This window comes from Mycobacterium sp. SMC-18, assembly GCF_045310895.1.
GTDB lineage: Bacteria > Actinomycetota > Actinomycetes > Mycobacteriales > Mycobacteriaceae > Mycobacterium.
The window spans coordinates 12549-33453 of sequence record NZ_JBJIAL010000050.1 but is presented as its reverse complement, the minus strand read 5'-3'; the positions used below and the strand labels follow the sequence as shown (position 1 = coordinate 33453).

Here is a 20905-nt window from a genome sequence, read left to right as displayed (position 1 = left end):
GTGGGAGGGTCATCACCAGCGGCGAACGAGCAAGGTCATCCTCGCCCGAACGGGTTGAACACAATCAATGTCGGTGGGTGGTCGTATCGTTCGCAACAGTTCGATCACATGTTCTACCGTTCGAACATTTGGGCGATATAGTCGAACACAAGAGCGATCGAACCTATGTACGAACTCCTGAGAGGAACCGACATGACCGTCATCACCCGCGAATACCCGACCGACGTCGTCGTCCGCACCGTGCCTCGGCGTTCAGATGTCAACCGGCACCGCCAGGCCCGGCTGCGGCCGGCCGGCGCGCGCCCCTCGGGCGCGGCCTTCCGGCACCGGGGTACGGGCGTGCTGACGTCGCGTGCCTCGCACCGCCGCAATCCGATCACCCCGTTGACCACGGTGATGCTGGCCCTGGTCGCGGCCGGGATCACGGTGTGGCTGGGTCTGGTGGCGCAGTTCGGTGAGGCGGTCCAGCCGACTTCTTCGACGGCCTCCGTGCCCGCGCAGCTCGCGGTGGTCCGGGTGCAGACGGGGGAGTCGATTCAGCAGGTCGCGCGGCGGGTGGCGCCCGACGCGCCGGTCAGTGCCGTCGTCGACCGCATCAAGGAGCTGAACAAGCTGCCGTCGGTGGCCCTGAACGCCGGGCAGACGCTGATCGCGCCGGTCGGCTGAGGACAGTCCGTGCGCGCGTCGATCGGCACGGCGCCCGGCCGCGTCAGAGCGGCACGGGTAGGCTCGAGACCGTTCGAAACGGTCGATTGTCGGTGCGGCGAAGGAGCGGTGATGCACTGTCCGTTCTGCCGGCATCCGAACTCGCGTGTGGTCGATTCACGAGAAGCTGACGAAGGGCAGGCGATTCGGCGTCGCCGGTCATGCCCCGAGTGCGGTCGCCGGTTCACCACGGTGGAGACCGCAGTCGTCGCGGTGGTCAAACGCAGCGGCGTCACCGAACCGTTCAGCCGGGACAAGGTGATCAAGGGCGTACGGCGCGCCTGCCAGGGGCGGCAGGTCGACGACGATGCCCTGAACCAGTTGGCGCAGAAGGTCGAAGATGCGGTGCGGGCCACCGGATCTCCCGAAGTGCCGAGCCATGAGGTCGGGTTGGCGATCCTCGGTCCTCTGCGTGACCTCGATGAGGTCGCCTATCTGCGGTTCGCGTCGGTGTACCGCTCTTTCTCGTCCGCGGAGGACTTCGAACGCGAAATCGAGGCGCTGCGGGCGCACCGCGGTGTGACGTCGTCGGGCTGACGGCAGCTAGGTCGCGCTGCGCTCGTCGGTCTCCATGGCGTCGAGAACCGCATACTTCGTATCTTGCGGGGCGTCGATCGACTTCGCGGTGACGCCGGTCTGCAGGAGTCCGCGCAGCGCATCACGGTCGTAGACCGACGGCGCCGTCGTGTCGATGAATTCCTCGATGAGTTTCACGAACCGGTCGGGGTCGTCGTGAAACGGGAAATGTCCTGAGTTGTCGAAGAACTCGAGCCGGGAGCCCGGCATCGCGGCGTGGGCGAGTTCTCCGTGGGCGGCCGGGATGACGGCATCCTGCGTGCCCCAAACCAATTGCACCGGAATGGCTTCGGTCAAATAACATCGGTCCAGCATCGTGACCACCTGGCCGCGCCAGTCGACCACGGCGCGCAGGGTCCGGGCGAAGGCGGACGAGGCCTTGGGTTCGGGCAGGTCGTTGAGGATGCGCAGCATGTTCGGCAGGTCGTGGCCCAGGCCGGTCGACCCGAGCAGCGCTCCGCCGAGCCGCCCGGCGAGCTGAAGGGCGGGCAGTACCAACGGGATTCGCAACAGTGCCAGCGCTTCGGTACCCAGCGGCAGCGCCGCGAGCCGCAGTGCGATGTTCACGTCGCGGGTGACACCGCCGGCACCGACCAGCACCAGGCGATCGACCAATTGCGGGAACTGATAGGCGAACTGCATGGCCACGCCGCCGCCCAGTGAATGGCCGACGACCGTCACGCGTTCGATGTCGAGCACGCTGAGCAGGTCCCGCATGCCGTTGGCGTACGCCGCCACCGAGTAGTCGGCGCGCGGCTTGTCGGACTGGCCGTGGCCCAGCAGGTCCGGGGCGATGACGGTGAACCGCTGGGCGAGGCGCGTCTGAACGGTTTCCCACGTGGTGGAGTTGTCGCCGATGCCGTGGATCAGCAGGATCGCCGGCCCCGAGCCCGCCACCCGGTACGCGCGGCGGTAACCATGGATGGTGCGGTACTCCAGCCGCGGCGTCACGTCGCGCACCGAGTGCAGGTTGGGCTTTCCATCGGACATCGTCCCAGCTCCTTCCCATGGTGTCGGCCAAGCCGACCGCGTGGTCAGTCGCCGACAGTGCCGTCGTCGCCGGCTTGGGGATCGGAGAATCCGTCACCGGACTGTTCGGCGAGGAACTGCTCGAACTGTGCGCCGAGTTCGTCGCCGCTGGGTAGTTCCTCGTCACGTGCCAGCAACGACCGATTTTCCTGAGCAGCGACGAACGAATCGTACTGTTGTTCCAGTGCACTGACCACTTGAGCGACTTCGGCGCTGGCCTCCACCTGCTCGCTGATCTTGGCGTACACCTCGGCGCCCGCCTCCGACAGCGCGTGCAGCGGAATCTGCAGCGACGCGATCCGGGAGACCTCACCCAGCAGCGCCTCGGCGGCGGGCGGATACGCGGTCTGCGCTAGGTAGTGCGGCACATGCACGGTGAAGCCCAGAGCTTCGTGGCCGTGCTGAATCATCCGGTACTCCAACAGGTTCGACACGCTGGCCGGAACCTGTACCTCGCCAACCCACGGCGTGTGATCGGCGATCAGCTCCTTGTTGCCGGCGTGTGCCGTCATGGTGACGGGGCGGGTGTGCGGGACCGCCATCGGGATGGCGCCCAGCCCGATGATCTGCCGGACCCCGAGCCGCTCGGACAGCAGCCGCACCGCCGTGATGAAACGTTCCCAGCGCAGATCCGGCTCCATCCCGGCCAGCAGCAGGAACGGCGTCCCGGCGGTGTCGTGCAGCGCGTACAGGTTCAGTTCGGGATCGTCGTACTTGGTGAAGTGGTCGGTGGTGAACGTCATCAGCGGCCGGCGTGACCGGTAGTCCAGCAGTTCGTCGATGGCGAACGACGCGACCAGTTCGGTGTCGAGCGTGTTCTTCAGGTGCTCGGCGGCCAGCCGGATGGCGTGACCGGCATCGGAGAAGCCTTCGAGGGCGTGCACCATCACCGGTCCGCGGCCGTCGGCGGCGGACAACTGGGGCGCGGGGAATTCCAGCTCGTACATACCGCTCTGCTCGGGCTGATACTGCTGGCCCCGGCTGTTGTCGGGCCGCTGGCCGCTCGCGTTGCGCGCGTTCCCGTCGTGCTCGCTCACCTTCACACTCCTTGCCGTCGTGCGTTCACATCTCGCCGGATGTGTCTCCTACAAGTGTCGCGCATTCTTGTGTTGTTCCCGGTGTCGGCCCGCAGTACGCATGGTGCACCAGGTGCTGCTCGTGCCGTCGGTATCGGGCAAGATCGGACAGATGCTTCGCACCCGACTGGCCGTGAGCGCATTCGCCGCGCTGCTGGCCACCGCGTGCAGCCCGCCTGCGATCAAGGCCGATCCCCGTGCCGGCGACCCCGGTACGGTCGCCGCCGGCGCGGCCGTGGTCCCGGGACCCCGGCCCGATCCGCGCGTCGGAGCGGTGTTCCTGGGCAGCGATTCCGTGCACACCTGCAGTGGCGCGGTCCTCGACTCGCTGGCCGGGAATCTGATCATCACGGCCGCACACTGCCTCGACGCGGCGTTCGACGCGACGTTCGCGCCCGGTTACCGCAGCGGCGTGCCCGGGGACTTCTGGCACATCGACGCGGTGTACCTGGATTCGCGCTGGGTCCGTGGCCAGGACCCGGCAGCCGACTTCGCGATCGCCCGGGTCAGCCACGGCGGTGCGGCCACGACCGAGACGCTGGAGCACCGCGCCGGCGGCGGCTTCGTGCTCGGCGCGGCGCCCGGTCCGGACGTTCCGATCACGGTGACGGGATACCCGCTCGGTGACGGCGGCGGTCAGGTCAGCTGCAGCGGTCCGACGTCACGCCCGGATCGCGGGTTCCCGGCGCTGCGCTGCCCGGGACTGGTGGACGGCACCAGCGGCTCGCCCTGGGTGGCGGGGAACGAGGTCAGGGGAGTGGTCGGCGGTCTGCAGGGCGGTGGGTGCAGCAGCAACGAGCTGTCGTACTCGTCACCGTTCGACGTGCAGGTCCAGGTGGTGTATCAGCGTGCCCAGGAGGGTGGCCCGGCAGACCGCGCCACCGGCGCCCCCGACGACGGCTGCAGCACCTAGCTCCGGAACTGGTTGAGCGCCCGCAGCTTGTTCATCACGTCGAGCGCGGCGACCTTGTAGGCCTCGGAGAACGTCGGGTAGTTGAAGACGGCGTCGACCAGGTACTCCACGGTCCCGCCGCAGCCCATCACGGCCTGGCCGATGTGGACCAGTTCGGTGGCGTTCGAGCCGAAGATGTGTACGCCGAGCAGCGTGAGGTCCTCGGTGGAGACCAGGAGTTTGAGCATGCCGTACGAGTCGCCGGCGATCTGCCCGCGGGCCAGTTCGCGGTAGCGCGACACCCCGACCTCGTACGGGACCGAGCTGTCGGTGAGATCGACCTCGGTGGCGCCGACGTACGACACCTCGGGAATGGAGTAGATGCCGATCGGCTGTAGGTCGGTCATGCCCTTACAGGGCTCGCCGAAGGCGTGATAGGCCGCGAGCCGGCCCTGGTCCATCGAGGTCGCCGCCAGCGCGGGGAAGCCGATGACGTCGCCGACGGCATAGATGTGGTCGACCTTGGTCTGGTAGTTGTCGTCGACGAAAATCCTTCCGCGGCTGTCGATCTCGAGTCCGGCCTGGGCGACGTCGAGGTGCTCGGTCTGGCCCTGCCGGCCGGCCGAGTACATCACTGTCTCGGCGGGGATCTGTTTCCCGCTGGCGAGCGTGGTCAGGGTTCCGCCGGGACCCACGTCCACGGCGGTGACCTCTTCGCCGAACCGGAACGTCACCGCGAGGTCGCGCAGGTGGAATTTGAGGGACTCGATGATCTCGGAATCGCAGAAGTCCAGCATCGTCGGGCGCTTCTCGATCACGGTCACCTTGGTGCCGAGCGCGGCGAACATGGACGCGTACTCGATACCGATGACTCCGGCGCCGACCACCACCATCGACTGCGGCAGGCTCTTGAGATCCAGAATCCCGTCGGAGTCCAGGACGCGTTCTTCGTCGAAGTTCACCCCGGCCGGCCGGACGGGCTTGGTGCCGGTGGCGATGACGACATACCGCGCCCTGATGTTGACGTTCTCGTCGCGGGTCGGGTCCTCGATGACCAGGGTGTGCGGGTCGAGGAAGCGCCCGTGCCCTTCGAACAACTCGACCCCGTTGCGCAGGAGCTGGTTGCGCACGACGTCCTGTTCCCGGCCGATGACGTGGGTGGTGCGGCGCAGCAGATCGGCAGGGGTGATCCGTTCCTTCACCCGGTAGCTGGAGCCGTACAGTTCGCGCTGGCTCATCCCGGTGAGGTAGACGACGGCCTCACGCAGCGTCTTGGACGGGATGGTCCCGGTGTTCACGCAGACGCCGCCGAGCATGCGTCCACGCTCGATGACTGCGACGGATTTTCCCAGCTTGGCGGCGGCGATCGCGGCCTTCTGCCCACCCGGGCCGGATCCGATGACGACGAGGTCGAACTCCTGCGTGGAACCCATGACAGCCAGGTTGGCACGGCGCGCGTGATCATGCAGCCGGATCATCGGCGAACTTTGCGGAAACACCTCGCGTGGGACCGTTATCCACAGATCCGAGTTCATCCACAGACCGGCCCGCCGGCCGTGCCGGCCGACGATTCCTGACGGACCGTGCTGCCACCTTCAGGGCATGACATCTTTCAGCTCATTCGATTTCCAACTGAACCGGCCCGGCGCCCTGATCGCGGCAGTGCCTGCGGTCCTGGGATTTGCGCCGGAGAAGTCACTGGTACTCGTCACGATCATCGGCGGCGAGATGGGTGCGGTCCTGCGCGTCGACCTGTCGGAGGGATTCTTCGAGGCCTTGCCCGACGCCCTCGGACATCTCTCGGACATGGCCGCCGCCGCGGACGCGGATGCGGCCATCGCGGTGATCGTCGACGAACACGGCGTCGACTGCGCGATGTGCGCGGACATGTACCGCGACGTGAGCGACGAACTCGAGGACGCGCTGTCCGATCACGGCATCGAACTGTTCGCGGTGCATGTGGTCGACCGGGTGGCCGCCGGCGGCCGGTGGCAGTGCGCCGACGGCTGCGGCAACGCCGGCATCGTCGAGGATCCCGAATCGTCGCCTGTCACCATGGCTGCGGTGCTCGACGGCCGGCGCCTCTACGCCCGGCGCGCGGACCTCGTCGAGGTCGTGGCCGTCACCGACACACAGCGCGCCGAGGCGTTGCGGCCGGCGATCGAAAAGCGTGCTGCCACAGTGGATTACCGAGGCCGTCCCGATGCCGATGCGCGCGCCGACGTCGAACATGCGGTGGCGTGTGCCACCGGTTCGGCGGACGGGTCACCGTTACCCGATGACGACGCGGTGCGCCTGGCCTGTGCGGTGACGGATTCGCGGGTGCGGGACACGCTGTACGCGCTGGCGGTCGGCGAGCATGCCGCCGCGGCCGAGTCGGTGTGGGCAGCGTTGGCCCGTACCCTGCCCGCGCCGTGGCGCCTGGAAGCGCTGGTGCTGCTGGCCTTCAGCGCCTACGCCCGTGGCGACGGACCGCTCGCCGGCGTGGCGTTGCAGGCCGCGCTGGACGTCGACAGCGAGCACCACATGGCTGGGCTGCTCGACGCGGCACTCCAGGCCGGCATGAGGCCGGACCGGATCCGGGAACTGGCACTCACGGGCTACAAACTGGCGGAGCGCCTCGGCGTGCAGATGCCGCCGCGCAGGATCTTCGGCCGGTCAGCGTGAGCCGCGTGGTCTTCGGGTCAGACCTTCTCGACGCGGACCGCGTGTGCCATGTGATGCGGCAACTCGACCTGTTCGTGGCCGGGGATGACGATCAGGACGCTGCCCTGCTCGGTGGCCTGCACCGTGACACGCGCGTTCGGCACGACGCCGGCATCTTTGAGCCGGGCGATCAGCTCGGTGTCGCCCTGGACGTGCTCGGTCAGCTGGCGCACCCGGACCGCGACCGGGAATCCGGTGGGCAGCTCGGTGAGCCGGACGAGGCTGACGTCGGCGTCGCCGGCCGGGATGACGCCGAGATCGGCGAGGCCGGGGATCGGGTTGCCGAACGGCGACGTGGTCGGGTTGTCGAGCACCTGGACGAGCCGGCGTTCGACGTCCTCGCTCATCACGTGTTCCCAGCGGCAGGCCTCGGCGTGGACTTCCTCCCACGGCAGGCCGATCACATCGACCAGCAGGCGCTCGGCAAGCCGGTGCTTGCGCATCACCGACACCGCCAGCGACCGGCCCTTGTCCGTGAGTTCCAGGTGGCGATCACCGGCGACGTGCAGCAGCCCGTCGCGCTCCATCCGCGACACCGTCTGGCTGACGGTGGGGCCGCTCTGCTCGAGGCGTTCGGCAATGCGCGCACGCAGCGGCACCACGCCCTCTTCTTCGAGGTCGTAGATCGTCCGCAGGTACATCTCGGTCGTATCGATCAGATCGTTCATGCCAAATTCCTCCAGGCCTCCGCCGGTGCCCAGCTTACCGGTTTGGCCGGGTCAACAGGCATCCACCACGGCTCATCGACGCAGTGATTCCGATGGCCGACGGCGGCGGGCGGACCGCCCGACAAAAACGGTGCCCGCCGGGCGTTCCGGCGGGCACCAGGGTGTGCAGTTGTGGGTGGCGGCGGTCAGCTCGCGTAGGCCCGCAGGCGCTCGGCCCGCTCGCCGTTGCGGAGCTTCGACATGACCTCACGCTCGATCTGGCGGACCCGCTCGCGGGACAGGCCGAACAGCTTGCCGATCTGGTCCAGGGTGCGGGGCTGACCGTCGTCGAGGCCGAAGCGCAGCCGGATCACCTGCTGCTCGCGCTCGTCCAGGGTGGCGAGCACGTGGCGGATGTCGGTGTGCAGCAGCTCCGAGATGACGGCGTTCTCGGCCGAGAGCGCTTCGGAGTCCTCGATGAAGTCACCGAGCGGAGCTTCCTCGTCGGTACCGACCGGCATGTCCAGGCTCACCGGGTCGCGGCTGTGCTCGAGCAGGTCGTTGATCTTCTCGACCGGGATGCCCGACTCTTCCGCGAGCTCTTCGTCGGTGGCCTCACGTCCCAGGCTCTGGTGCATCTCGCGCTTGATCCGAGCGAGCTTGTTGACCTGCTCCACCAAGTGGACGGGGAGCCGGATGGTCCGGCTCTGGTCGGCCATGCCGCGCGTGATCGCCTGACGAATCCACCAGGTGGCGTAGGTCGAGAACTTGAAGCCCTTGGCGTAGTCGAACTTCTCCATCGCCCGGATGAGGCCGAGGTTGCCTTCCTGGATCAGGTCCAGCAGCGGCATGCCGCGGCCCGTGTAGCGCTTGGCCAGCGAAACCACGAGGCGGAGGTTGGCTTCCAGCAGATGCCGGCGTGCGGCTTCGCCGTCGCGGACGATGGCCGCCAGGTCACGCTTGCGGTTGTCGCCGAGTCGCTTCTTGGTCTCCAGCAGGTGCGCCGCGTACAGGCCGGCCTCGATGCGCTTGGCCAGTTCCACCTCGTCCTCGGCGTTGAGCAGGGCGGTCTTACCGATGCCGTTCAGGTAGACGCGCACCAGGTCCGCGGCGGGACTCTGGGCGTCAAGATCGGAATCGATACGGCTTGTGGTGGCTTTTGCCATTTGCGGCCTCCTGCTCGTGCTCAGCTCGAACTGTCACTAGCTTCAACGCCCGAGTTGTCGGAGAAGTTCCCGAGGCCCCGTCATCTCATGGCCTCTGACCTGCGGTTTTTCCGCGTCGACCTGAGAATGTCCTTAGAAAGGAGAAAGAAGGAAACTCAGGTGGAGATCAGGGCTCGATATCGCCGTCGATGACCGGGTGCCGGTCCTCGATTGCCGGCCGCTCGGCGGTCGGGAACATGGGCGCTCGTCGGGGAGCGTCGTAGCGGCGCGGTTCCTGTGCGGTGCGCGGCGGGCGGTCGTTTGCGATGAGTACCGCGATCCACGGCAGGGGAATGGATGCGATGAGGATGGCCAGCGAGATCAGGCCGTTGTGCCAGATGCTGTAGGCCAGGGCCGCCAGCAACAGCGCCGGCACGCGGAACGACATTATGGTCAGGTAGCGGCGGACGCGGGCGCGGTGCTGCTCCTCGTAAGCGGGTGCTGCGCGAGTGATGAGGACCGGCCGACCGTCGTCGTCGAAACTCAGCTCTTGGCCTTGTTTCATCCTTCTACTGTCCCACATCTGGCTCGGTGCCGCCGCGACCGGTTCGGGTGAAGTGCACAATGAGTGCATGCAGACCGACACCCTCGAACGCACCGATTCCGATGAACAGGTCGACGACGGTACGGACGACGACCGACCTAAGCATTTTCACTACGTCAAGAAGGACAAGATCGCGGAGAGCGCTGTCATGGGTACCCATGTCGTCGCGTTATGCGGTGAGGTGTTCCCGGTGACCAAGTCGCCCAAGCCGGGTTCGCCGGTGTGCCCGGACTGCAAGCGCATCTACGAACAGATGAAGAAGTAGCCCGAGCCGGTCAGGCCGGCGGCTCTGCCGGTTCGGCAGGCTGATCGCCCGTGAGGGTCTCGGCCTTCTCCTCGAGCCATTCGCGCAGGCGTCGGGCATGGGTGTCCGGCGCCGGCCATTCCTCCTGGATCGCCGCGTTGAGTTCGGCTCCGATCATGATCGCGAAACCCAGCGCGAACGCGAACAGCAGGAACGCGATCGGTGTCGCCAGGGCGCCGTAGGTGTAGCCCGTGGCGGTGATCCACGTCAGATAGAACCGGAGTCCGACCGTCGCCACCACGAAGACCACGGTGGCCAGGACGGCGCCGAACAGCAACCTATGCGTCGGCAGCGGTTTGGGCAGCGACACCCGGTAGAGCACCGTCACGGCCAGCACGATGCCCAGCAGCAGCACCGGCCAGTACCCGTACTTCATGGCGTTGGACCAGGTTTCGGGGATGTGCTGGGCGATCTTCATCGGTCCGATAGCGGCCACTGGAGCGGTCGCGATCACGAACAGCAGCATCACCAGGTACAGCCCGAGCGCGTAGAACCGTTGCCGCACCGGATGGCGGAGCGGTGTCTGGTCGTGTGCCTCGACCACGGCGTCGACGAACGCGGAGATGGCCGATGAGCCGGCCCACAGCGAGATGACGAACCCGAGGGACACCACCTCGCCGCGGGCGCCCATGGCAACTTCGCGGACGGTCGGCTGGATGATCTCGTTGATCACGTTCGGCGAAAAGAAGTTCTTCGCCGTCCCGATCAGCTGCTCCTGGATCATCGGCAACGTCTCGGGGCCGAACAGCGGCGCCACGTACGCCAAGCTGCCCAACATGCCCAACAACAAGGGCGGTAGGGACAACGCTGACCAGAACGCAGCCTGTGCCGACTCCGAGAAGATCGAATCGTCCCAGCTTTTCGACAGCGCGCGACGGATGACCCGTAACACGTGATGACGTGTCGGCTTGATCGGTGGCGTCTGGTCGTTCATGGCCAGACCAGCATTACCGAAGAGACCCCATCAGGACCGTATTTGAGGCGACCGGCGGGTCACCTCAGTCCTCGCCGCTGACCTCCAGCACAGCGGCCAACGCAACCAGCTTGGATTCGTGCTCGTTCGCGTGGTGTTGGCAGAACAGGAGCTCCATGCCGGAGGGCAGGGTAGCCCGAACGCGGGCGGCGGCGCCGCACCGGTCACAGCGGTCGGCCCGTGTCAGTGCCGGGCCGGTCAGAGTTGCGTTCATGGCTCCTCCTTCTGCTCGTCGCCGCCTGGGCGCTTTGCCGGTTACACATCTCTACTCTCTCAGACGATTTGGATTCCAGCGTTGTTCCCCAGGTGTTCACGGGTGTGTCGTGTCTCACCTATCGCTGGAGTTGCGGGCGCGGCAGGCTGACCGCATGATCGCCGCGCCCACAGTCCTGGTTCATCTGTGTAGTGAAACGGATTGGGCGCGTGCCCAGTTCGATGGTGAGCTTCGGCCGCCCTCACTCGACGAGGTCGGGTTCGTCCACCTGTCGGCTCCGGAGCAGGTTCACCTGCCGGCCAATCGGCTGTACCGCGGGCAGTCCGACCTGCTCCTCCTGGTGTGTGACCCGGAGCTGCTGGGGTCGCCGGTTCGCTGGGAGCCCGGGGTGCCGACGGATCCGGTCTCGATGCTCTTCCCTCATCTCTACGGCCCACTCCCTGTCGCCGCGGTGACCCGCACGGTGCCCTACCGACCTGACCCCGACGGTGTTTTTGCAGTTCTTCCGGCAAATTTCGGCACCGATGCCGTTGGTTAACGAGAAATGAACGACAGTGTGAGAAATCTGTCCACTCATCGGGAATGTGGCCCGAATCACCGTCGGGGGATTGACACGATCGCGCGCGTAAATATCCCCGACTCGGTGAGGACATCATCAACCACACGAATTCTGAAGACGCGACGGGTAAGCGCCGTCGCGCAAGAGGACTGAAGGGGCTCGGTGTCGCGCTGACGGCGAGTGCCCTTCTGGTCATGTCGGCGCTGCCGGCATGGGCGGCCGAGAACATGACCATCACGTTCATCCGGCACGGGCAGTCGTACGGAAACACGTCGGGCAACATCGACACGCAGGTGCCGGGCCCGGTCCTGACACCGGACGGCCAGCAGCAGGCCAAGGACATCGCGGCCAAGCTCGGCGACCGGAACTTCGACGCCATCTACGCGTCGACGATGGTTCGGACGCAGCAGACGGCGACGCCGTTGTCGCAGTACCTGGGTCTGCCGATCCAGGTGTTGCCAGGTCTGCAGGAGATCGAAGCCGGCAAGTACGAAGGCACGCCGGAGCGCGCGGGTCTCTTTGGTTACCTGACTGCTCCGCTGGCGTGGGCGGGACTGTCGGTGACGCCGCCGCCGAACGTCAGCTTCAACCCGATCGCCCCGAACCTGGACGCGTTCATCCCGTCCGCGGCCGATCCGACGACTGGTCTGAACGGCCATCAGTTCGAGGATCGCGTCAACGGCGCGCTGCAGACGATCTACGACAACGGCGATCGCAACGCGGCGGTGTTCTCGCACGGCGGCACCATCATGATCTGGACGATGATGAACGCCAAGAATCTCAGCGCTGAGCAGAAGATCATGCTGTTCACGCAGCATCCGCTGGGCAACACCGGCGTTGTCGTCGTCGAGGGCAACCCCGAGGACGGCTGGAACCTGGTCGAGTGGAACGGCGTCAAGATCGCCGGCATGCAGAAGGGTCCGATCGAGAATGTGATGACCCAGGTCCGCACGCTGACCCGTCAGCTCAACTCGGTGGTGCAGGATGTCGCCGCGGCATTCCAGACCGGCAACGTCGGCAAGATCCTGACCGCGATCAACCACGGGGCGGCCGACGCGTTGTTCTCGACGGCCAAGTTCGTCCGGGCGATCAACGCCCAGGTCATCGGCGGCGTGACGACGGCCATCGACAACCTGCAGAAGAAGCTGGCGCCGCCGGCTCCGGCTGCGGGCACGCAGACCACCGCGCCGACCTCGGGTGCGGCGGTCTCGCCGGCGGCCTTCTCGGCTCCGGTTGCGGCCAAGGCCCCGGCCGCGGCGCAGGCGGGCGACTCGCCGGCCAAGGTCGCCGACGCTCCGGCGTCGGACAACAAGGTTGACGGCCAGGCCAAGGCTGACGAGGCCAAGGCCGACGCCGACGCTGCCAAGGCAGAGGGCCAGACCAAGGCTGACGACGCCAAGGCCGGCGCCGACGCTGCCAAGGCGGAAGGTCAAGCCAAGGCCGACGACGCCAAGGCCAAGGCCGATGCCAAGAAGGCTGCCGCGGAGGCCAAGAAGGCCGCTGCCAAGGCCAAGGCCGAGGAGAAGAAGGCTGCCGCCGAGGCCAAGAAGGCCGAGGCGAAGGCCAAGGCCGACGCCAAGAAGGCTGCCGCTGAGGCCAAGAAGGCCGAGGCGAAGGCCAAGGCAGAGTCTGCGAAGGCCACTGCCGGCGCTGGCGCTGGAAGCACCGACTGACAGTTCGCTGTCGGATGGCAACAGATCGGCCCCCTTCTCGTCAGGGAAGGGGGCCGATTTGCGTCAGCCCTCTGTGCGCGCGGAGAGCAGCAGGTCTCTGGTGATCTCCAGGTGTCCGACGTGCTGCGCGATGTCGTGCAGGATGTGCAGCAGCGTCCACTCCGGGCTGGCCGTGGCCAGAACCGAAGCGCGCGTCGTGCCGCCGCGCACCCCGTCGGCCAGCTCACGGTCCCGGATTCCCTCGGTGACCGCCACCTCGACCCAGCCGGGGAAACGCTGCTGCAGGGCGGTCAGTCGTTCGAGCAGCTCGTCGACCCGCCCGGTGGCGGTGAACTCGCTGTCGCGGTCCCGCGGGATGCGTTGTCCGGCAATGAAAGAGCCGGCCCAGTAGTCGACCACACCGATGCAGTGGTTGACGATCGCGTAGCAGCTGTTCGCGCCCGGCAGCTCAGGTCGCTGATTGGCGAGCTCGTCGCCGAGCACGGTGAGGATGTCGGCCATCGCGGCGAAACACTCGGACGAGACGTCCAGCATCGCTTGGGTCAGGGGATGTTCCGAGGTCGGCATGTACGAAAGCCTTTCACACGCAGCGCTTTTCCCGCTTCCGGTTTTCGGGGCGGCGCGGGCTGGATCTGGAACGGGAACCGCTGCGTGCCCTGCTGATTCGCCGCACAAACGACCATTGCCCCGAAACCGGAAGTTTCGGGGCAATGGTCGTTGATCCGGGGGACTAGTCCAGGTAGTCGCGCAGGACCTGCGAGCGTGACGGGTGCCGCAGCTTGCTCATGGTCTTGGACTCGATCTGGCGGATGCGCTCACGGGTGACGCCGTAGACCTGGCCGATCTCGTCGAGGGTGCGCGGCTGCCCGTCGGTGAGGCCGAAGCGCAGCCGGACGACGCCGGCCTCACGCTCGGACAGGGTCTCCAGCACCGACTGCAGCTGATCCTGCAGCAGCGTGAACGACACGGCGTCCACGGCCACCACGGCTTCGCTGTCCTCGATGAAGTCACCAAGCTGGCTGTCGCCCTCGTCGCCGATGGTCTGGTCCAGCGAGATGGGCTCACGCGCGTACTGCTGGATCTCCAGCACCTTCTCCGGCGTGATGTCCATTTCCTTGGCCAGCTCTTCGGGCGTGGGTTCGCGACCCAGGTCCTGCAGCAGCTCGCGCTGGATGCGGCCCAGCTTGTTGATGACCTCGACCATGTGCACCGGGATACGGATGGTGCGCGCCTGGTCGGCCATGGCGCGGGTGATGGCCTGACGGATCCACCACGTGGCGTACGTCGAGAACTTGTAGCCCTTGGTGTAGTCGAACTTCTCGACCGCACGGATCAGGCCCAGGTTGCCTTCCTGGATGAGGTCGAGGAACGCCATGCCGCGGCCGGTGTAGCGCTTGGCCAGCGACACCACCAGACGCAGGTTGGCTTCCAGCAGGTGGTTCTTGGCGCGGTCGCCGTCGCGGCAGATCCACTGCATGTCGCGACGCTGCGCGGCGGGCAGCTTCTCGCCCTTTTCCATCAGCTCGGACATCAGCTGCGTGGCGTACAGGCCGGCTTCGATGCGCTTGGCGAGCTCGACCTCTTCCTCGGCGTTGAGCAGCGCGACCTTGCCGATCTGCTTGAGGTAGGCACGCACCGAGTCGGCGGAGGCGGTGAGCTCGGCGTCCTTGCGGGCCTGCCGCAGCGCCTCGGACTCTTCCTCGTCCCAGACGAAGTCGCCGGAGGCCTTGTCCTTCTCGGACGGCTCCGCGGTCTCGTCGGCGTCGTCACCCTCGGCGGCCTTCGGGGCGGCCTTGGTGCCTTCGGCGTTGGCTTCGCCTTCGGACTCGCCTTCTTCGGCGTCGTCCTCGTCGTCATCGTCGCTGACGTCGTCGGCCTCGAGGTCGTCGTCGAGTTCCAGGTCGGCGTCGTCGACGTCGATCTCTTCGGGTTCCACGGCGAGATCGTCGACGTCGGTCACGTCGTCAGCGGCACCACCGTCTTCAGGCTTGGTTGCGGCCTTCGCGGCGCGCTTGGCGGGGGCCTTCGCGGCGGCCTTCTTCGCGGGTGCCTTCGCGGCACGCTTGGCCGGCGCAGCCTTGGCGGCGGCCTTCTTCGCAGGGGCTTTGGTGGTGCGCTTCACCGGCTCGTCGGCTGTCTCGCTGGCTTTGGTCGCTACCACGGCCACCCTTTCGGTCTTTCGTACATCGATGGCGTGGGCGTGCGCCACCGAAAAGCGTCGGCTGTCGAATATTGGCGTCGATCTTCGATCGGATGATCACCGCTATCCGTTCAGGCGGCCGCCGTTGACCATTGTAACGACATAGTGCCCAGAAGCCGTATCAGCGGCGGGCTCGGAGCGTTGACGGGCCGCTAATGGCGGTGCAGAGCGCCGTCGGCGGCCATCGCAGCACCGACGATGCCGGCCGAATTCTGCAGCGTCGCGGCCACCACCGGCGTGCGGTTCTTCAGCAGGGGCACCCACTTGTCGGCCTTCTTGCTGATCCCGCCGCCGACGATGAACAGGTCCGGCCAGATGGCGTTCTCGACCGCCACCAGCACCTTGGTGACCTCTTCGGTCCAGCGCTCGTACGACCAGTCCTTGCGTTCCTTGACCGAGGACGCGGCGCGGTGCTCGGCTTCCTTGCCGCCGACCTCGATATGCCCGAACTCGGTGTTGGGCAACAGAACCCCGTCGTAGATCACCGCCGAACCGATGCCCGTGCCGAACGTCAGCAGCACGACGAGCCCGCTCACCTCCCGGCCCGCGCCGAACTTCTCCTCGGCCAGACCCGCGGCGTCGGCGTCGTTGAGCACCGTCACGTCCTGGCCGTCGAGCCGCGAGGCGAACATCTCCCGCACGTTGGTGCCGATCCAGCTGCTGTCGACGTTGGCCGCGGTCCGCACGATGCCCTCGGTCACCACGCCCGGATACGTGACGCCCAGTGGCCCGGTCCAGCCGAACTCGCGGACGACGGCCGCGACGGTCTCCGAGACGGCCTCGGGCGTGGCCGGTTGCGGGGTGGGGAGCCGGAAGCGCTCGCCGATCAGCTGCCCGGTGTCGAGGTCGACGATGCCGCCTTTGACGCCGCTGCCGCCGACATCGATCCCCAGCGCTCGATGCTGCGAGCCGTCGGTCGCGGTGGTGGGCGTCTCGGTCATCTGCACTCCTTGAAGGGGGTGGGCAAGAGGGCGCGACCCACACCCTAACCGCGTGTGCTGCGATAGGCGTCATGACAGCACGCGAACCCGAAAGTGGCACCGCACCTGTGGCGCTGCGCGCGCTCGCCGAGCAGTTGGCGACCGAGGCCGCCGAGTTCGTCCGCCGCCGGCGCGGCGAGGTTTTCGCTGGTGCCCAGAAGGACGAGGGCGCGGTGCGCACCAAGAGCAGTCCGACCGACCCGGTGACCGTGGTGGACACCGAGACCGAGCGGCTACTGCGCGAACGTCTGGCGTCCCTGCGCCCGGATGACGCGATCCTGGGCGAGGAGGAAGGCGGTGCGGCACGGGCGCCCGCCGGCGTTCCGGTGTGGGTGCTCGACCCCATCGACGGCACGGTGAACTTCATGTACGGGCTGGGCGCCTACGCGGTGTCGGTCGGGGTGCAGATCGACGGCGTGTCCGTGGCCGGCGCGGTGGCCAACGCGGCGACCGGCGAGGTGTTCTCCGCCGCGCGTGGCCACGGGGCCGTGGTGACCCGGGACGGGGCGCGGGCGGCCTTGCGCTGCAACGTCATCGACGAACTCCCGATGGCGCTGGTGGCCACCGGGTTCGCCTACGCGCGGGAGCGGCGGCGGCAGCAGGCCGGCGCGGTGGCCGAGCTGCTGGCCGAGGTGCGCGACATCCGCCGGGTCGGGTCGTGCGCCCTGGACCTGTGCATGGTCGCCGCGGGCCGGCTCGACGCGTATTTCGAATCCGGTGTGCACGTGTGGGATTGGGCGGCCGCGGCGCTGGTCGCCGAGGAGGCGGGCGCGATGGTACGGCTGCCCGCGCCGGGTGCGGACGACGACGACCTGGTCATCGCCGCGGCGCCTGGTGTCGCCGCGGCGCTGACCCGGCAGCTGGCGCGGGTCGGCTACCGCTAGCAGGTCCCGCTGTGGATCTTCGGCAGCAGCGAGGTGTCGGCGGGCTGCGTCGCGTCGGGCTTCAGGCTGGCCAGCATGGCCTCGATGTCGTCGCTGTGGGCGAGCTCGTTGAACTCGGTGCCGATCGCGAGGTCGACGGAGTCGTCGGGGCGCTGGTCCTGGAACAGCTGGGTGCACGGCGCCACCAGCCACAGCGCGGCGGCCGCGGACTTACCGGCCGGGCCGAACCGGATCTGGCCCTGGCATTCCATGCGGGTGCTGGCGTACACCGGGTCGTTGCTCGCCGCCGGCTGGCCGAATCCGAGGTCGCGCAGCTCACCGGCGACCTCGCTGGCCTGGCCGCCCTGGCCGCTGGCGTTGAGCACCTTGATCTTGGTGTCGGCGAGCTTGGCCGGCACCACGTTGACCATCGAGGACTGCGACACCTCATCGCCGAGCTTCGGCTGGTTCGGGTCGGTCGGTGCGGGCGGGGGATTGCAGGTGATCGCCTGGTGGATTTCGGCGGGCTGGTTCGCGACGACGAGCCAGGCGATCAGCGTCGCCACGGCCAGCACCGCGAACAGGACCGCGGCGGGCACGTAGTTGCGGCGGCGGAACGGCCGACCGTGCTTGTCGAAGGCCGTGCCCTCGGTGATTTGTGCGACCACATGAGCACTGTAGATGCACCGCACCCTGCGTGATTACGAACCACCTCTTGCTCATGTGATGCAAATCACATATAGTCGGCGCGCTTTTCGGGCACGAATCATTTGGCGGAAGCGTTCGACGCTGGTACAAAGCTCTGCTGCAAGGTAACGGAGGGGATGACCATGGCTACCGATTACGACGCCCCGCGGCGTTCTGAGACTGACGAGGTTTCCGAGGACTCTCTGGAGGAGCTGAAAGCACGGCGCAACGAGGCACAGTCCGCCGTCGTCGACGTCGACGAGACCGACTCGGCCGAGAACTTCGAGTTGCCGGGCGCTGACCTGTCGGGCGAGGAACTCTCGGTCCGTGTGGTGCCCAAGCAGGCCGATGAGTTCACCTGCTCGAGCTGTTTCCTGGTGCAACACCGCAGCCGTCTCGCCAGTGAGAAGAACGGCGTGATGATCTGCACCGACTGCGCCGCCTAGGGATTCATCTTCACGTCAGTGGCCGGTCTCGCACGCATACCGTGCGGGGACCGGCCATTCGGCGTATTATGGGGCCGCGTCAGCGACCCTGCAGCGCTGCCAGGATCCGATCGGGATGACGGGTGCTCACCAGCCAGTACGGCGTGGGGTCGTCCGGGTCGTCGAGAACCACGAGGATCAACGGCCCGACCCAGGCCCGGTGTACGACGTACGCGGCCGGGTCCAGCTGGCGTCCCAGTGCCGCCGACTTCGCCGAGCGCGGCACCTCGGCCGACCGCGAGATGACGCCGGTCGGGATGTGCGCCGGCCCCACCCACAGCTCGGTCTCGGCGTCCGGCCCGGTTCCGGTGCTCACCACGCGCAGCTCGATGCGCCCCATCCACACCAGCGTCGCCGCCGCGACCGGCAGCAGCACGGCGAACGGCGCCCATGCCGGCACGCCCGACACGCCTTGCACCACTTCCAGCGCGATCAGGGCGGCCAGCCCGAAACCCGGTAACCACCACCACAGAGGCACCGTCAACCGCTCCCGGTAGCGGACGGTTTGGGTGGCTGCTCGCGTGTCTGACACGCGGCCAAGGGTAGTCTGTGCGGTCGTGTCCACCTCTCTGGCGGTAGTTCGGTTGGACCGGGATCTGCCGATGCCGGCCCGTGCTCACGACGGCGATGCCGGCGTCGATCTGTTCAGCGCGATCGACCTCAAACTGGCCCCCGGTCAGCGCGAGCTGGTGCCGACGGGGATCGCCGTCGCGATTCCGCACGGCATGGTCGGCCTGGTGCATCCGCGCTCGGGATTGGCCATCCGCGTTGGCCTTTCGATCGTGAACGCGCCGGGGACGGTCGACGCCGGGTACCGCGGCGAGATCAAGGTGGCGCTCATCAACCTCGACCCCAGCGAGCCCATCATCGTGAAACGCGGTGACCGGATCGCGCAGCTGCTGGTGCAGCGGGTCGAGCTGCCCGAGCTGGTCGAGGTCACGTCGTTCGACGAGGCGGGGCTGGCTGACACCTCACGTGGCGCGGGCGGCCACGGTTCCTCCGGCGGACATGCGAGTTTGTGATGGCATTCGAGTTCAACCCCGAAGAAGACGGCCCCTTCGACATCGAGGACTTCGACGACCCGGCCGACGCCGAGGCCGCCCGCCTGGACCTGGGTGGGGTGCTCGTCCCGGTGCCCGACGGATCGCAGCTCAACGTCGAGGTCAACGAGCAGGGCGTGCCGAACGCCGTCTGGATCATGACGCCCAACGGGCGCTTCTCGGTGGCCGCGTACGCCGCGCCCAAGACCGGTGGGCTGTGGCGGGAGATCGCCGCCGAGCTGGCCGAATCGCTTCGCAACGACAACGCGCAGGCACGCATCGAGGACGGACCGTGGGGCCGCGAGGTTGTGGGTCTGCCGGTGCCGCAGCCCGGCCAGCCGCAGGTCGTGATGCGTTTCATCGGCACCGACGGCTACCGGTGGATGGTGCGCTGTGTCGTCGTGGGCACCGAGGAGACCATCGACGCCATCACCGACGAGGCGCGAACCTCGTTGGCGGACACCGTGGTTCGTCGTGGTGACACCCCGCTGCCGGTCCGCAGCCCGCTGCCGGTGCAGCTGTCCGAGCCGCTGCTGGAGCAGCTGCGCGCGGCCGCCCAGCAGATGGCTCAGCAGCAGATGGAGCAGGCTCAGCAGGCGCTCGAACAGCTGCAGCAGCAGTTCGGGCAGCAGCAGCCCGAAGGGGAGCCGGACGCCCGTCGTAGCGAGCAGGGCTCGGCCATGCAGCAGCTGCGCACCCAGCAGATGGGCACCATCACCGGAGGCTGACGGCCTCGCGCAATGCGGCCACACAGGCGTCGCCGAGCACTGTCGGCTCTTCGCCCATCGCATCGAGGGTGACGGTCCGCAGCGCGGCCCTGGGGGCTGCCACGGCCCATTCCGCGGCCACCGCGACAGGGTGCACGGCGTCGTCGACCGCCCCGGCGACACCCATCGGCACCTGGAGTTCGGCGAGCTGTTCGCGGGTCGGGCCGCCGTAACCGGCCGCTTCTTCCATCGCGTCCGGCAGGCCGGGCCACTGTGCCGTCCATGACCGCGTGAGTTCGTCCGCGAGCCAGGCGGGACTGCCTGCCCGCATGCCCGCGACGGCCGCATCGAGCCCGATCTCGCGCAGCTGCTGCGCCGAGTAGCGGGCGGCTTGGGCGGCCGGCGCGCCGTCGGAATCACCCGTCCAGGCGGGCAGTGCGGCCAGGACGGCGATGCACTGCTCGGGGTGCGCGAGCGCCCAGTTCGTGGCGACCGCCGCGCCCAGCGACACGCCCCCGACGATGATGGCGCCGTGCTGTGCGGCGGCGTCGAGCGCTTCGAGATAACCGCCGATCAGGTCGCCCGGCAGCGGCCGCGGGGCGATCACCACGGCACCGGCTTCGAGCAGGGCGCCGCCGAACGCCCGGCGGATGTAGTCGTCGTCCGATCCCGTGCCGGGCAGCAGTACCGCGGTCATCCCTTGCAAGTTGGCCGTCATCCCTCGATGGTGCCCGGCGGCCGGAACGGCGCACGCAAGGGGGTCCGGGCGGGTGCGCCGTCCAGTGAGCGGGATAACGAAGATATATCCCGCGCCGAAATGGCAAATCGGAACCAAGAGGT

At 67.7% G+C, this 20905-nt stretch carries 25 protein-coding genes; 11 read left to right on the top strand and 14 right to left on the bottom strand.

What is annotated here, in order from left to right:
• The first annotated feature begins 192 nt into the window (after window positions 1-192).
• Together ACJH6J_RS26910 and nrdR are read left to right on the top strand one after the other, a co-directional pair.
• On the top strand, window positions 193-666 hold the full coding sequence (locus ACJH6J_RS26910) for a LysM peptidoglycan-binding domain-containing protein (protein WP_212811718.1): 474 nt from the start codon (window positions 193-195) through the stop codon (window positions 664-666).
• A gap of 111 nt (window positions 667-777) precedes the next feature.
• Window positions 778-1242 carry a transcriptional regulator NrdR gene (gene nrdR / locus ACJH6J_RS26905; RefSeq protein ID WP_138248984.1) on the top strand — a complete coding sequence of 155 codons (465 nt, stop codon included), beginning with the start codon at window positions 778-780 and terminating at the stop codon, window positions 1240-1242.
• A 6-nt stretch (window positions 1243-1248) separates the two neighbouring features.
• Here the strand turns inward: nrdR and ACJH6J_RS26900 are convergent, their stop codons facing one another.
• Complete coding sequence (locus tag ACJH6J_RS26900) at window positions 1249-2271, bottom strand: alpha/beta fold hydrolase (protein ID WP_212811717.1); 1023 nt, start codon at window positions 2269-2271, stop codon at window positions 1249-1251.
• A 44-nt stretch (window positions 2272-2315) separates the two neighbouring features.
• Window positions 2316-3257, bottom strand: a complete 942-nt coding sequence (locus tag ACJH6J_RS26895; protein WP_212814839.1) for a proteasome assembly chaperone family protein — start codon at window positions 3255-3257, stop codon at window positions 2316-2318.
• Between the two features lie 190 nt (window positions 3258-3447).
• On the opposite strand from ACJH6J_RS26895, the gene ACJH6J_RS26890 reads away from it, so the two are divergent.
• The gene (locus tag ACJH6J_RS26890; protein ID WP_406804806.1) at window positions 3448-4299 is read left to right on the top strand and encodes a trypsin-like serine peptidase; all 852 of its coding nucleotides are present in this window, start codon (window positions 3448-3450) and stop codon (window positions 4297-4299) included.
• On the opposite strand, the gene sthA is transcribed toward ACJH6J_RS26890, so the two are convergent.
• Window positions 4296-5711, bottom strand: coding sequence for a Si-specific NAD(P)(+) transhydrogenase (sthA, locus tag ACJH6J_RS26885; protein ID WP_061006049.1), 1416 nt, complete (start codon window positions 5709-5711; stop codon window positions 4296-4298). The two genes, ACJH6J_RS26890 and sthA, sit on opposite strands and share 4 nt — an antisense overlap.
• Window positions 5712-5880: 169 nt before the next feature.
• On the opposite strand from sthA, the gene ACJH6J_RS26880 reads away from it, so the two are divergent.
• Window positions 5881-6945: a DUF4192 domain-containing protein gene (locus tag ACJH6J_RS26880; RefSeq protein ID WP_406804805.1), complete on the top strand. Its 1065-nt coding sequence runs from the start codon at window positions 5881-5883 to the stop codon at window positions 6943-6945.
• Window positions 6946-6962: 17 nt separating this feature from the next.
• Here ACJH6J_RS26880 and ACJH6J_RS26875 read toward each other — a convergent pair whose 3' ends face one another.
• The 3 genes from ACJH6J_RS26875 to ACJH6J_RS26865 all read right to left on the bottom strand — a co-directional run bounded on the left by ACJH6J_RS26875 (window position 6963) and on the right by ACJH6J_RS26865 (window position 9341).
• Window positions 6963-7652: a metal-dependent transcriptional regulator gene (locus ACJH6J_RS26875; protein WP_226521747.1), complete on the bottom strand. Its 690-nt coding sequence runs from the start codon at window positions 7650-7652 to the stop codon at window positions 6963-6965.
• A 185-nt stretch (window positions 7653-7837) separates the two neighbouring features.
• On the bottom strand, window positions 7838-8797 hold the full coding sequence (locus ACJH6J_RS26870) for a sigma-70 family RNA polymerase sigma factor (protein ID WP_020101848.1): 960 nt from the start codon (window positions 8795-8797) through the stop codon (window positions 7838-7840).
• 166 nt (window positions 8798-8963) lie between these two features.
• The gene (locus ACJH6J_RS26865; protein WP_406804804.1) at window positions 8964-9341 is read right to left on the bottom strand and encodes a DUF3099 domain-containing protein; all 378 of its coding nucleotides are present in this window, start codon (window positions 9339-9341) and stop codon (window positions 8964-8966) included.
• Window positions 9342-9408: 67 nt separating this feature from the next.
• Between ACJH6J_RS26865 and ACJH6J_RS26860 the strand changes: the two genes are divergently transcribed.
• On the top strand, window positions 9409-9645 hold the full coding sequence (locus ACJH6J_RS26860) for a DUF3039 domain-containing protein (RefSeq protein WP_029105322.1): 237 nt from the start codon (window positions 9409-9411) through the stop codon (window positions 9643-9645).
• Between the two features lie 10 nt (window positions 9646-9655).
• On the opposite strand, the gene ACJH6J_RS26855 is transcribed toward ACJH6J_RS26860, so the two are convergent.
• Window positions 9656-10618 (bottom strand): YihY/virulence factor BrkB family protein, encoded by a 963-nt coding sequence (locus ACJH6J_RS26855; RefSeq protein ID WP_138248989.1) that lies wholly within the window; start codon window positions 10616-10618, stop codon window positions 9656-9658.
• Between the two features lie 64 nt (window positions 10619-10682).
• A complete protein-coding gene (locus tag ACJH6J_RS26850) occupies window positions 10683-10871 on the bottom strand; it encodes a hypothetical protein (protein WP_138248990.1) in 189 nt (62 codons plus the stop codon).
• 154 nt (window positions 10872-11025) lie between these two features.
• Between ACJH6J_RS26850 and ACJH6J_RS26845 the strand changes: the two genes are divergently transcribed.
• The gene (locus ACJH6J_RS26845) at window positions 11026-11409 is read left to right on the top strand and encodes a DUF952 domain-containing protein (RefSeq protein ID WP_406804809.1); all 384 of its coding nucleotides are present in this window, start codon (window positions 11026-11028) and stop codon (window positions 11407-11409) included.
• Between the two features lie 215 nt (window positions 11410-11624).
• Window positions 11625-13103 (top strand): histidine phosphatase family protein, encoded by a 1479-nt coding sequence (locus ACJH6J_RS26840; RefSeq protein WP_406804803.1) that lies wholly within the window; start codon window positions 11625-11627, stop codon window positions 13101-13103.
• Window positions 13104-13166: 63 nt separating this feature from the next.
• Here the strand turns inward: ACJH6J_RS26840 and ACJH6J_RS26835 are convergent, their stop codons facing one another.
• The 3 genes from ACJH6J_RS26835 to ppgK all read right to left on the bottom strand — a co-directional run bounded on the left by ACJH6J_RS26835 (window position 13167) and on the right by ppgK (window position 16244).
• Window positions 13167-13670: a DUF664 domain-containing protein gene (locus ACJH6J_RS26835; RefSeq protein WP_406804802.1), complete on the bottom strand. Its 504-nt coding sequence runs from the start codon at window positions 13668-13670 to the stop codon at window positions 13167-13169.
• A gap of 163 nt (window positions 13671-13833) precedes the next feature.
• Window positions 13834-15264, bottom strand: a complete 1431-nt coding sequence (locus ACJH6J_RS26830; protein ID WP_406804808.1) for an RNA polymerase sigma factor — start codon at window positions 15262-15264, stop codon at window positions 13834-13836.
• A gap of 191 nt (window positions 15265-15455) precedes the next feature.
• Window positions 15456-16244 (bottom strand): polyphosphate--glucose phosphotransferase, encoded by a 789-nt coding sequence (ppgK, locus tag ACJH6J_RS26825; protein WP_267325546.1) that lies wholly within the window; start codon window positions 16242-16244, stop codon window positions 15456-15458.
• Window positions 16245-16315: 71 nt separating this feature from the next.
• Between ppgK and ACJH6J_RS26820 the strand changes: the two genes are divergently transcribed.
• A complete protein-coding gene (locus ACJH6J_RS26820; RefSeq protein ID WP_406804801.1) occupies window positions 16316-17167 on the top strand; it encodes an inositol monophosphatase family protein in 852 nt (283 codons plus the stop codon).
• Here the strand turns inward: ACJH6J_RS26820 and cei are convergent.
• A complete protein-coding gene (gene cei / locus ACJH6J_RS26815; protein ID WP_061006028.1) occupies window positions 17164-17814 on the bottom strand; it encodes an envelope integrity protein Cei in 651 nt (216 codons plus the stop codon). The two genes, ACJH6J_RS26820 and cei, sit on opposite strands and share 4 nt — an antisense overlap.
• A gap of 162 nt (window positions 17815-17976) precedes the next feature.
• Between cei and ACJH6J_RS26810 the strand changes: the two genes are divergently transcribed.
• Window positions 17977-18279 (top strand): DUF4193 domain-containing protein, encoded by a 303-nt coding sequence (locus ACJH6J_RS26810; protein ID WP_029105318.1) that lies wholly within the window; start codon window positions 17977-17979, stop codon window positions 18277-18279.
• Window positions 18280-18358: 79 nt separating this feature from the next.
• Here ACJH6J_RS26810 and ACJH6J_RS26805 read toward each other — a convergent pair whose 3' ends face one another.
• A complete protein-coding gene (locus ACJH6J_RS26805; RefSeq protein ID WP_406804800.1) occupies window positions 18359-18850 on the bottom strand; it encodes a DUF3093 domain-containing protein in 492 nt (163 codons plus the stop codon).
• Between the two features lie 25 nt (window positions 18851-18875).
• On the opposite strand from ACJH6J_RS26805, the gene dut reads away from it, so the two are divergent.
• Together dut and ACJH6J_RS26795 are read left to right on the top strand one after the other, a co-directional pair.
• Window positions 18876-19340, top strand: a complete 465-nt coding sequence (gene dut, locus ACJH6J_RS26800) for a dUTP diphosphatase (protein WP_406804799.1) — start codon at window positions 18876-18878, stop codon at window positions 19338-19340.
• Window positions 19340-20086, top strand: a complete 747-nt coding sequence (locus ACJH6J_RS26795; RefSeq protein WP_406804798.1) for a DUF3710 domain-containing protein — start codon at window positions 19340-19342, stop codon at window positions 20084-20086. The genes dut and ACJH6J_RS26795 overlap by 1 nt, the downstream gene beginning before the upstream one ends.
• On the opposite strand, the gene ACJH6J_RS26790 is transcribed toward ACJH6J_RS26795, so the two are convergent.
• A complete protein-coding gene (locus ACJH6J_RS26790; RefSeq protein WP_406804797.1) occupies window positions 20073-20783 on the bottom strand; it encodes an alpha/beta hydrolase in 711 nt (236 codons plus the stop codon). The genes ACJH6J_RS26795 and ACJH6J_RS26790 overlap by 14 nt on opposite strands.
• Window positions 20784-20905 lie beyond the last annotated feature (122 nt).